Below are 11,628 nucleotides of genomic sequence, written 5' to 3' on the forward strand. Positions count from 1 at the left end.
TAGTAATTTTTACCGTCGTTTTCCGACTGCTTAATCAGTTTATCACTTAATTTTTTCCTTGTCAACAACTTTTTTTATTTTTTTAAAATTATTTAAAATATTATTAAAAAGTTAATTAAAAAGAAACCTTTAAGCTATTCTGTATGTCTTAGTTCCTATGTGGAACTGCGACTTTTACATAGTATCATACGATATATATACTTCTCATAATAAAATATATCGTAATATAAATTTATTTTTTTATTTCTCCTATTATCTTTGATTTTCTTCATATTTTACATAGAGATACACGTGGAATTGTTTATAGACTTAATGCAATCTATAACCGGTTTATAGCTTTATTATAAGTTTTATAATGTTATAAATTTAATTTTATAATTTATATTAAATGTAAATAAAATCCCATAGTATTCGCTATGGGATTCTTAATTATTTCATTTCTACTGAATAGATACCTTTTAATTTTTCAACTAATGCTAAAAACTCTTTATTTTGTTTTTCATGTAATAAATTAGTTGTTATCATAGGCTTAACTTCTTCTAATGGTTTTATTGAAGGTTGTTTCTTATCCTCAACTTTTATAATATGAAATCCAAATTGAGACTTAACTGGCTCACTAATTACCCCTACTTCTAATTCAAAAGCAGCCTCTTCAAATTCTGGTACCATTCTTCCTCTTCCGAATTCTCCTAAATTTCCACCTTGTGCTTTTGATGGACATTTTGAATATTCTGTAGCAGCATCTTCAAATGATTTTCCGTTTTCTATTTCTTCTATTATTTGTTTAGCGTGTTCTTCTGAATCAATTAATATGTGTTTAGCTAATACAGTTTCTTCTGTTTTAAACATAGCTTGATTATTATTGTAAAACTCTTCTATTTCAGCATCATTAACTTCAACTTTATTAAAAGTTTTTGTTACTCCTATTTGTATTAATAGATCTCTTTTAAGCAGTTCTAATTGTTTTTTATACTCTTCTTCATTTTCTAAATTTTCATCTTTAGCATAGTTGTATATTAATTCATAATTAACAATTTGATCTAATAGTTGCTTTCTGCCTTCTTCAGTTTGGAAATAACTTTGATTTTGCTCTGGAAATCTAGCTATTGAAAAATCTAGATCCATCTGAGTTATTTCATTTCCATTAACTACGGCTAAAACTTTATTTTCCATAATACGTCTCCTTTATTACCTTATTGAATTATCCTATTCTCCTATCATAACATAGCCTATGCAAAAACGAAATAATTTTCTAGAAATGACAGGAATTATATACTTATATATAGTAATTATATTAGATTAAAATCTTTTCATGAATGATTTTATTATAAAACAATAAAATTTTTTATTAAATAAATTGGAGATTAAAATCATGAATTCTAATATTGTGCATAGCCCCAACTATATTAATATAGATGACAATCTAAGATTAAAGACTATAATAGAAGAAGATTATAAGCTAGCACTACCATGGTATAGAAATCCTAAAGTACTTTATTATTCTGAAGGGGTTACTAATAGATTATATGATTTAGAAACTATAGATAAAATGTATAAATACTTAAAAAGCATTGGTGAGGTCTATTTTATAGAAATACTTGAAAATAATATTTGGAAAGCAATCAGTGATACTGCACTATCAGAGCAAAATATTTAAATTTGCAGAAAATATCTATATCAATATATAAGTATAATGAAAGATCTAAAAATTTATTTACTTCTTTTGGATTTGTTAAAACTTATGAAGATCATGAATTAAATTATTATGAGCTAAGCTTAAACTAATTTTAGGAGGAATTGACTGTGAAATTTTTATTACTAGTATTTATTGCATTTATAATATTTTCTTTAGTATTATGTTTAAAATCATTTAAAAAGCATAAAATAGTGAAATTAAATAAACCTATACTAATATTACTATTATTCTCAATAATAATTACTATTTCCCTTGGGGTAAATTATGTAGGTGCTTATAACAATATAGAACATACTGTTGATATTAATAACTTTTTATCATATTTAATAATAGGTAAAAATACCCCTTCTTTAGAATTATTTAAAAATTATTTTGATAAATCAGTACTTGTAAATATTGTTCTGCTTGTAGGATACGCTTTCTGTCTTATATTTGAGACATAAACTGAAATCATATCCCCTTTAGTTATTCTTTGATTACAGAATATTTGATTTATTCAGGAAAAAATTTTTTCACTATATGCTATAATCGTTTTATACTTCTATAAGTAGAAAATAAAGGAGTGCAATGATTATGAGAAAATCTTTAGTTGTTAAGATAATAAGTTTCTTTGTTCTCATATGCATAGTACCATTTACACTATTTACTCTCTTCTTTGTTCAAGAAAGCAGAACTATAGAAGAGAAAAATATGAGAGAAAATCTAGGTGCACTTGCTAAAGAAAAAGCAGATGTTATTTCAAAGGACTTAGATCAAGTAGAAAGAGAAGTGGAAAATTTATCTCAATGGGCAGAGTATATTTTAAATGAAAAGCAAATTAGGAAATCTATTCCAAATTACTATTCTTTCGATAGTAGAGGAGTGCTAGAAAGACAGATAAATAAAGAAATTTCTTTAAGCAATATTTCAAATGTATATATGCCTAATAATATTGAATTTACTGAAGAAGTAATAAATGATCTTATTAATACGGAAAAGTTAGATAATGTTTTTAAAAAAATTAAAGAAAGTAACTCTTCTATAGAATACATATATATGGTTTCAAATAATGGATTTATTAGAGTATATCCTTATTTGTCCAATTTGACTTTTGCCCCAGATCATGATCAAAGAAAAGATCCATTTTATACCTTAGTAACGCAGGAAAATAATAATAACTCTAAAGCAATATGGACTAAACCTTACTATGATTACGGTGGAAAAGGATGGGTGATTACCTGTTCTCATCCTATTTATATAAATGGAATTTTTAAAGGGATTGTATGCATAGATGTTTCTTTAAACAAAATTAAAAAGGCGCTTGCAGACTTTAGTTTAGGGGATTCAGGATTTGCCTTTATAATAGATCAGGAAGGAAGTGTTATTTATCATCCAGAGTATATGAAAACAAGTCCTATACAGGGTGAGTTGCTTAATACTAATATTTTTAAACAGCAAATTAGTGAAGCTTATGAAAAAATATTATCTAGTATGACATATGGTGAAAACGGACTCCTCTTATATGATAAAGATTCAGAGGAACACATCGTTTCCTTTGAGCCAATTAATAACTTAGGATGGAGCATAGGTATAGAAGTTAATAAGAATGAATTTGTAGTTGGTTTTAAAAATTTAGCATCAAAGTTTTGGTTAGCTATAATACTTATTATATTTATGCTTTTACTTATGGGAGTTCATCTTTCTTTAAAAATAACAAATCCTATTTTAACTCTTACTCAAGATGCTAAAAAAATTGCCAATGGAAAATTTGGTGAGACTGTAAAGGTAACTTCTAAGGATGAAATAGGTATTTTAGCTGAGTCTTTCAATACCATGAGTAGAAAAATTGAAGAATATACAGAAAGTATAATTAGAAATAAGAATCAGCTAGAAACTCTTTTTAATAGTTTTAGTGGAATAATGATGATTTTAGGACCAAATTATCAAATTAGAAGAATTAATCATAAGGGGCTAAATATAGCTAAAAAAAGTTTTAAAAATGACAATATTATAGGTATGTTTTGTTACCAAGTTTTCAATCAGTCAAACTGTCCTTGTGGAGATTGTCCTATAATAAATACATTAGAAACTAAAGCTGAATATAAAAGTGAAATTTTAAGAGACTCAGAGGTGTATCATCTTTGGTCATTTCCTGTATATAATAGTTTAGGTAATATTGATGAAATAGTTGTACATAGTAGAAAAGTAACGGAGCAAGTTATGCTTGAAAAAGAACTTATTCAAGCTGAAAAAATGGCTGCAATTGGGCAAATGTCTGCAGGAATTACTCATGAATTAAAAAACCCTTTAGCTGTAATAAAAGGTGCTTCATACTTACTTAATTCTTGTAGTAATGCCCATAAAGATGAAATAGTTAAAGAGGCTATTGAAGAAATAGACTCTAACATTATAAGAGCTGAGAAAATTATTTATAATCTTTTAAATTTCTCTCGTCCTTCAGATGAAAAAATAAAAAAAATAGAAGTTAGAAATCTTCTTGAGCAAGTGCTTCTTTTAGAGAAAACATCTATCATTAAAGGAAATATTGATGTAACTATAAACTTACCTAATGAACCACTATATGTATTTGGTAAATCTAGTTCTATAAAACATGTATTTTTGAATCTCATTACTAATGCAGTTCAAGCAATGCCTAAAGGAGGGAAACTAAATATTAACGGGAAAAACATAAATAATGAAAAAATAGAAATATGTTTTTCTGATACAGGTTTAGGAATACTAGAAGAAAATCTAGACAAAATATTCAGACCTTTCTTTACTACAAAAGAAACAGGTAAAGGTACAGGACTAGGGCTATGGATTGTCAATAAAGAGATTGAAAAGCATGGAGGGCAAATTAAAGTACGAAGTAAATATAAACATGGGACAACCTTTATGATTATACTCCCTTCTAAGGAAAGGTGTGATATAGATGCCTAATAAGCTAAATAAAATTTTGATGATAGATGATGATGAAAGCTTTTTAAAAATTCATTCTAGAATTTTAAAGTCTAAAGGATATGATGTTGATATAGCTACTAATGGAGAGTATGCTCTTACTATGCTTAGAAATGAACTTTATGCCGTAGTTATATGTGATATTGTAATGCCAGGTATTAGTGGTATTGATGTATTAAATAAAATTAAGAATGAACATATTGATATTCAAGTAATTATGCTTACAGGGGAAGCTTCAATCTCAGGTGCAGTTGAAGCTATGACCTTTGGTGCTTATACTTATCTTGTAAAACCTTTAAATATAGAAGAATTTCTTTTAAATGTGGAAAGAGCAGTAAACTTTTACAACTTAAATACTGAGAATAGAATCCTAAAAAATAGAATTAAAGCAATGGAAAAAAGAGTACAGTTATTAGGTAATAGTGCTGAAATTAGAGAAATCAAAAGAAACATTAATATTGTTGCGTCTGCAAATGCCACTGTATTAATTACTGGTGAAAGTGGTACAGGAAAAGAAATTGTTGCTAATCTCTTACATCAAAATAGCTCTTGTAGTGATGGTACTTTAGTAAAAGTAAATTGTGCAGCCTTGTCCGAGAGCATTCTAGAAAGTGAATTATTTGGTCATGAAAAAGGGTCTTTTACAGGAGCAATATCAACGAAAATTGGACGATTTGAAATGGCGAATGGTGGAACCCTTTTTCTTGACGAAATTGGTGAGATTTCTCCAAAACTTCAAAGTAAACTTCTTAGAGTGTTACAAGAGAAGGAATTTGAACGTGTAGGCGGTACTAAAATTATTAAAGCTAATTTCCGCTTAATAGCGGCTACTAATAAAAATTTATCTGAAGAGGTAGCTAAAGGTAATTTTAGAGAAGATCTTTTTTATAGAATAAATGTAGTTCCTATTCATATGCCACCATTAAAAAATAGACTTGAAGATATTCCTATACTTCTTAATCACTTTCTGCAATATTTTTGTAGTGAAATGCGCAAACCTTTCATGGCTTTTTCTGATGAAGCATTAAAAATCCTTTTGGACTATAGTTGGCCTGGAAACGTCCGTGAGCTAAGAAATCTAGTGGAGAGGTTAGTAGTCTTTTCTTCTAGCACTATAATCCATACTCATGCTTTACCAAAAGAAGTAAAAAATGAGGAAATAACTAATATTAAAGATGATGAAATACCTTTTCTCGAAGCGAAAAAATTTTTTGAAAAAAACTACATAACTCAAGCCTTAAAAAGAAATAACTGGAACATTTCTGCTACGGCAAAGCAAATAAATATTGCTAGAAAAAATCTACAACTGAAAATTAAACAGCTAGATTTATCAAAAGATGATACAAAAATGTAGCACTATGTAACTAAAAGGTGTCTAAGAAACTAAGATATTTAGTAAAAGTCTTAGTTTCTTAGACACCTTAAATTAGCAATTATAACAAAATAACATAACTTTTCAATAAAAAAGCAAGGAAATTACTAAATTTCCTTGCTTTTTTTAATTGGCATGTCACTTGCTTTATATAATTTTAGAACCTACAAATTTATATGATAATTAAGGAGGATTATAAAAATGAAAACAAGAGAAAAATTTATATCTTATTACTATGAAACATTAAAAGATTTACCAGAGGTAACATTAGACCCCAAAAAAACTGCACTTTTAATAGTTGACATGCAAAATGAATTCATACTTAAAGATTTTGGCGAAGCACTGGAATTTAAAGCTGCAGGAGAATGGGAACGTTGGATTCCTTTTCATGATAGATTGGATAATATTGTAATACCAAATAATCAACGTCTTTTGAAATTCTTCCGTGACAAAGGATTAACTGTAACTTTCGGACGCATTGCTTGTCTACGTGAAGATGGTGAAGACAGGTCACCTGTTCAAAAATCAGAAGGCTGGAATAATATTCTTCTTCATGTTGATAGCTTTGCTGCACAAATGATTGAAGAATTAACTCCTCTGAAAAATGAAATAGTAGTTAATAAAACTACTGATAGTGTTACAACTGGTACAAACTATCTTCAAATATTAAAATTCATGGGTATCGAAACTGTTGTAGTTACAGGAATAGTTACAGATCAATGTGTTGGAAGTACAATAAGAGGCCTTGCAGATGCTGGCCTAAAAGTTATTTGTGTTGAAGATTGTTGCGCCGCAAGTTGTATGGAACTTCATAATATGGAACTTAAAATAATGAACTTAGTATACTGCGATGTATTAAACACAGATGAAACAATTGAGTTGATAGAAAAAAATCTATAAAACTCTATTTATATAATTAACATATCTATTTATGCAGATAATTGTTTTATTAAACTAAGTTTAAAGGTAATTATCTGCATATAAATTTTAAAAGTAATTTTTAATAGAAATAAATATCCTTGAAAGTAAAATTTATGATAATCATTAAAGATATTTGATATTTTTAATATATTAATTTGTAAACTCTAAGATAAACGGAGGAGATTTAAATGAAAAAAGGTGATTCACAAGATAAAAATTCTGGTTATAAAGATGAGTTAAAAAGAGTTTTGACATTAAAAGACTTAACTATATATGGAATTGCTTTTATGACTCCTATTGCACCAGCATATATCTATGGTGCAGCATCACAATTAACAGGTGGAATGTTGGCGTTAGCATATCTTTGTGCAATGATAGCAATGTTATTTACAGCTTATAGCTATGGTCGCATGGCAGCAGCTTTTCCCGTGGCTGGATCAACTTATACATACACTCAACGTGCTATTAGCCCCTATCTTGGCTTCTTAGCTGGATGGTGTATGTTCATGAGTTATGTTTTAGTTCCATTGATAGTATTTATGGTGGGCGCAGCCTATGCTAATGTGGCAATCCCCGCCATTCCTTATTGGGCATGGGTACTTATCATAGGTGGAATAACTACTTTTGTAAATTATTTTGGTGTGGAGATTGCTGCTAAGGCAAATCTTTATTTAGTAGGATTGATGGGTGCCATTGTAGTAATATTTGTATTTATCTGTGGAAAGTCGCTCTTAGGCGGAGTTGGTGAAGGAACGCTATTATCAATTAAACCATTCTATAATGAAAGTACTTTTTCAGTTTCAACCCTTATAGCTGGTGGTGCAATTGCTTGTTTCTCTTTCTTAGGCTTTGATTCCATAACTACTATGGCAGAAGAAGCAATAGACCCTGAAAAAGATATTGGAAAAGCTGCCCTTATTTCCTGTATTGTAGGTGGATTAATCTTTATAGTTCAGGCTTATGTTATACAATTAGTATGGCCTGATTATTCAAGCTTTGCATCTTCAGATACTGCTTTATTTGAAGTGGCTAAACTTGCAGGAGGAGCATTATTAGCAGGACTTTATACTTTTGCAGTTGTTATTTCTACCCTTACTGCAGGACTTACAGGACAATCTAGTGCTGCACGGTTACTCTTTGGTATGGGAAGAGATGAAGTATTACCAAAAAAATTCTTTACTCATTTACATCCAAAATATAAAACTCCAACTTATAATATTTTTATAATGTGTACTATAGGAATTATAGGTGCTCTTACCCTTAATATATCCTTAGTGACAGAACTATTAAATTTTGGTGGTCTTGTTGGTTTTATGTGTGTAAATCTTTCTGTAATTGTATATTACTTTATTAAAAAGAAAGAGAGAAAGATTTTCTCTAATTTAATAATACCAGCTTTAGGCTTTATTGTATGTTTCTATTTGTGGATTAATTTATCAACCTTTGCATTAACTGTAGGTTTTACTTGGCTTTCTTTAGGCATAGTATATGGAATTATACTTTCAAAGACATCTAAAAAGAAATTGCCAATGATAAGTGATATGTAATATAAAGTTATAAATATGAGTTTTTCTTATTAAAATAATAATGCTAATATCCTCAATGGATATTGGCATTATTATTTTAATAATTTTTATTAACTCTAATTTTTCATTACTTTATCTCAAATGATAGGAACGGTGAGTCATCCTAAACGTAGGTGTTGCGTTCCCCTTTATGTTTGGCAATGAAATATTACACATTTTATTAGGATATTTGTTCTATCCAATCTAGCATAACCTCCGCTGAAAGTCCAATGTTTCCTACATGACAGTGATTTTGTGCATGTTCTTTTCTAGTGAACGTACGAGTTGTAAGTGAACGCACATTTGTAAGAGTTTCAATTTGTTCAGAAAATTGTTCTAGTGGCACATAATGATCTTCCTTTGCAACCATTAAAAGAACATCTTGTTCTACTTGTCCTGATATTTCTCTTGTATTATAAAGCATAATTTTATTTAGATATTCGTAAGGAGTCTGACTGCCTGTAACATTTAAACCTTGATTAAAAGCCCATTTTATAATAAGACTTTCATTCATTAATTTCTTGATTAAAGAATTTAATTCCTCAGCATTTTCATTTTCCATTAGATTATTAACTATTTCTCTTAAATTCACAGGGAGCGCTGCTATGATCATTCTATACATATCTGGGAAAATATCATCGGCAATTACGCGCTTTATTCTTTTTTCAAATGCAGCAGCTCTTAGTGCAAGATAACCACCTAAAGACATTCCTATTAATGTAACATCATCAAGATTAAAGAAATCCAATATGGTTTTAACCGGTTTTTCCCATTCATGAGTCATTGGCATTTTACAATTTTCAAGAACCGATCCTTGTCCTGGGCCATCAAAACATACTACATCATATCCTTCTTCTTTCATTCCTATGAGAAGGGAAAATAGTTCTTCTATATAACCGTCATAACCAGCAAAGAACACAATCTTTCCCTTAGGATTTTCTGGTGTAAACCGATAAGCTGAAAGATAAGAATTTTCATAAGGTACTTTGAAATGTTCATTTTCCTTCACATGAAAATGTTCTAACATTAATGATATAAACTCTTTACGATAAGTTTGCTTTTGGGGATCTGATTTAGGTATAAAAAATTCTGCTCCTCTCAAGTAAAAAGCCCCTCTTAATTTATGTCCGTTTTTCAATGCTTTCTCAGATAGTTCTAAAAATTTAGCAATATGTTCATCATAATTGTTTATATGTCGACTAGCTCCTTTCATTTCTTTGAGCATATCTTCATCATTTGCCCAACTATAAAAACGGTTCATTTGAAAATTGATACTAAAATCTTTGTGTAAATCATCGTAAAATCCAATAGGAAATCGTTCTCTTATTTTTCTAGCATTTAACATAATATTCATCACCTTTCATTTTTTGATTTTTTCGGATATATGACATTCTATAATTGATTAAACTCTTTTCTTATTATCATTAGCCTTGATACATACATTTTTATTCATTCATCACAGCACCAATAGTATAAATTTCACCTCGCCATTGATAATGTTTATCACTTAATACTTTTATTTTATTTTATTTTTTAGTTCTTAACAATCAATAAAAAAAGAAAATTTATTTGATAACAAACGAATCTCCTGATTTTTGTTGCTTAGCAATACAAAATAGACTGTTTTAATGATAGTTACTCTTAGACTTTCTAATTATTGCATAATAAAAAGCAACAAATTATTTGTTATTAAACAAACTGTTGCTTTTCATTATCGTTTTGTTAAAATTGATATATATAATTAACATCTTATGCATTTAACAGTAATTGATTATAGAAGGGAGAAGAGAGTTGTGCAAAGTAAAGTAGACTTAAAAGTGGTTAAAACACGTGCAAATATTAAAAATACCTTTATTGAATTACTTTTTGAAAAAGAATTCAACAAAATTACTATACAAAACATATTAGATAAGGCTTTAATTAATCGTTCCACTTTTTATAAGCACTATTCAGATAAATATGAATTAGCAGAACAGCTTATAGATGAAATTGTGGAAACTGCTACTTCATTTATTAATGAGCGCTTTAGTGATAAGAAAGAAGTTGACCTTTTCTCTATTATTTGTAAAATCTATGAGCATTTATATGATCAAAAAAAGGTCGTACTTGCATTATGGAAAATTAAAACAGATGCTCTTCACCTATATGATGATATTGAAGATTTATTAAAGAAGAATTTCATGCAATATATAATAATTCATAATACTTGTAAAGACAGCTCTTTATTAGACTACTATTCAACCCTCTACTCCTCTTTAGTACTAACCACAATAAAATGGATTTTGACTTCCGGAAAGGGATCAGATATTAGAAAAATTCTTGAACACTTTCAAGATACCTTGGCTGGTAGCATATTTTTTCTAGACTGAAAATTATGTTATCTTCGTAATTATAGATAATAAGAAGTTTTTAAATTTATGGTTAAAATATTGAATAAAATTTATTAAATTTTAGAATATTGTTTTTTTACATTTATCTTATACATCTATCCTCTATAATTAATATATATTAATTATAGAGGATATTTTACAAAAAAATAAAAAACTCTTACTTTTAAAGTAAGAGTTATGGTGACTCCTAGGGGAATCGAACCCCTGTTACCACCGTGAAAGGGTGGTGTCTTAACCGCTTGACCAAGGAGCCAAAGCTTTGGTGGCTCACCGGGGGATCGAACCCCGGACACCATGATTAAAAGTCATGTGCTCTACCGACTGAGCTAGTGAACCGCTTGGCTGGGATAGCAGGATTTGAACCTACGAATGCCAGAGTCAAAGTCTGGTGCCTTACCGCTTGGCGATATCCCAATATATGGTGCGTCTTAAGGGATTCGAACCCCTGGCCCACGCCTTAGAAGGGCGTTGCTCTATCCAGCTGAGCTAAAAACGCATATTTTGGAGCGGGTGAAGGGAATCGAACCCTCGTAACTAGCTTGGAAGGCTAGCACTCTACCATTGAGTTACACCCGCAAGTGGTGCAGATGAAGGGAGTCGAACCCCCACGCCGTAAAGCGCTAGATCCTAAGTCTAGTGCGTCTGCCAATTCCGCCACATCTGCATATTTTATGGTGACTCCTAGGGGAATCGAACCCCTGTTACCACCGTGAAAGGGTGGTGTCTTAACCGCTTGACCAAGGAGCC

The 11,628-nt window shown here is 29.6% G+C and carries 9 protein-coding genes and 7 tRNA genes; 7 read left to right on the top strand and 9 right to left on the bottom strand.

All coding sequences use genetic code 11. From position 1 onward, the window contains the following. Window positions 1–429: 429 nt before the first annotated feature. Window positions 430–1,173 (bottom strand): peptidylprolyl isomerase, encoded by a 744-nt coding sequence (locus B3603_RS18380; protein WP_291567616.1) that lies wholly within the window; start codon window positions 1,171–1,173, stop codon window positions 430–432. Window positions 1,174–1,372: 199 nt separating this feature from the next. On the opposite strand from B3603_RS18380, the gene B3603_RS18385 reads away from it, so the two are divergent. The 6 genes from B3603_RS18385 to B3603_RS18410 all read left to right on the top strand — a co-directional run bounded on the left by B3603_RS18385 (window position 1,373) and on the right by B3603_RS18410 (window position 8,473). Then, window positions 1,373–1,657, top strand: a complete 285-nt coding sequence (locus B3603_RS18385) for a hypothetical protein (protein WP_291567618.1) — start codon at window positions 1,373–1,375, stop codon at window positions 1,655–1,657. A 146-nt stretch (window positions 1,658–1,803) separates the two neighbouring features. Continuing rightward, on the top strand, window positions 1,804–2,139 hold the full coding sequence (locus tag B3603_RS18390; RefSeq protein ID WP_291567620.1) for a hypothetical protein: 336 nt from the start codon (window positions 1,804–1,806) through the stop codon (window positions 2,137–2,139). 130 nt (window positions 2,140–2,269) lie between these two features. Then, window positions 2,270–4,615, top strand: coding sequence for a cache domain-containing protein (locus B3603_RS18395; protein WP_291567622.1), 2,346 nt, complete (start codon window positions 2,270–2,272; stop codon window positions 4,613–4,615). Then, window positions 4,608–5,987, top strand: a complete 1,380-nt coding sequence (locus tag B3603_RS18400) for a sigma-54-dependent transcriptional regulator (protein ID WP_291567623.1) — start codon at window positions 4,608–4,610, stop codon at window positions 5,985–5,987. The genes B3603_RS18395 and B3603_RS18400 overlap by 8 nt, the downstream gene beginning before the upstream one ends. A gap of 219 nt (window positions 5,988–6,206) precedes the next feature. Beyond that, window positions 6,207–6,905 carry a cysteine hydrolase family protein gene (locus B3603_RS18405; RefSeq protein ID WP_291567624.1) on the top strand — a complete coding sequence of 233 codons (699 nt, stop codon included), beginning with the start codon at window positions 6,207–6,209 and terminating at the stop codon, window positions 6,903–6,905. A 209-nt stretch (window positions 6,906–7,114) separates the two neighbouring features. Further along, entirely contained in the window at window positions 7,115–8,473 is a 1,359-nt protein-coding gene (locus B3603_RS18410) for an APC family permease (protein ID WP_291567625.1), read from the top strand. A gap of 199 nt (window positions 8,474–8,672) precedes the next feature. Here B3603_RS18410 and B3603_RS18415 read toward each other — a convergent pair whose 3' ends face one another. Beyond that, the gene (locus B3603_RS18415) at window positions 8,673–9,836 is read right to left on the bottom strand and encodes an alpha/beta fold hydrolase (protein ID WP_291567628.1); all 1,164 of its coding nucleotides are present in this window, start codon (window positions 9,834–9,836) and stop codon (window positions 8,673–8,675) included. A 448-nt stretch (window positions 9,837–10,284) separates the two neighbouring features. Here B3603_RS18415 and B3603_RS18420 point away from each other — a divergent pair, with 448 nt between their 5' ends. Next, window positions 10,285–10,860 (top strand): TetR/AcrR family transcriptional regulator, encoded by a 576-nt coding sequence (locus tag B3603_RS18420; RefSeq protein WP_291567629.1) that lies wholly within the window; start codon window positions 10,285–10,287, stop codon window positions 10,858–10,860. Window positions 10,861–11,059: 199 nt separating this feature from the next. Here the strand turns inward: B3603_RS18420 and B3603_RS18425 are convergent. From B3603_RS18425 to B3603_RS18455, 7 genes are all read right to left on the bottom strand, one after another. Then, window positions 11,060–11,134 (bottom strand) — tRNA-Glu (locus tag B3603_RS18425). 7 nt (window positions 11,135–11,141) lie between these two features. Continuing rightward, window positions 11,142–11,217: transfer RNA gene (locus B3603_RS18430), tRNA-Lys, on the bottom strand. A gap of 3 nt (window positions 11,218–11,220) precedes the next feature. Then, window positions 11,221–11,295, bottom strand: a tRNA-Gln gene (locus tag B3603_RS18435). Window positions 11,296–11,300: 5 nt separating this feature from the next. Beyond that, window positions 11,301–11,377 (bottom strand) — tRNA-Arg (locus tag B3603_RS18440). Window positions 11,378–11,383: 6 nt separating this feature from the next. Beyond that, window positions 11,384–11,457: transfer RNA gene (locus B3603_RS18445), tRNA-Gly, on the bottom strand. Window positions 11,458–11,460: 3 nt separating this feature from the next. Next, window positions 11,461–11,545: transfer RNA gene (locus tag B3603_RS18450), tRNA-Leu, on the bottom strand. Between the two features lie 8 nt (window positions 11,546–11,553). After that, window positions 11,554–11,628: transfer RNA gene (locus tag B3603_RS18455), tRNA-Glu, on the bottom strand.

Origin of the sequence: Clostridium sp. UBA2485 (assembly GCF_002341865.1) — a bacterium.
Classification (GTDB): Bacteria; Bacillota; Clostridia; order Clostridiales; family Clostridiaceae; genus Clostridium_J.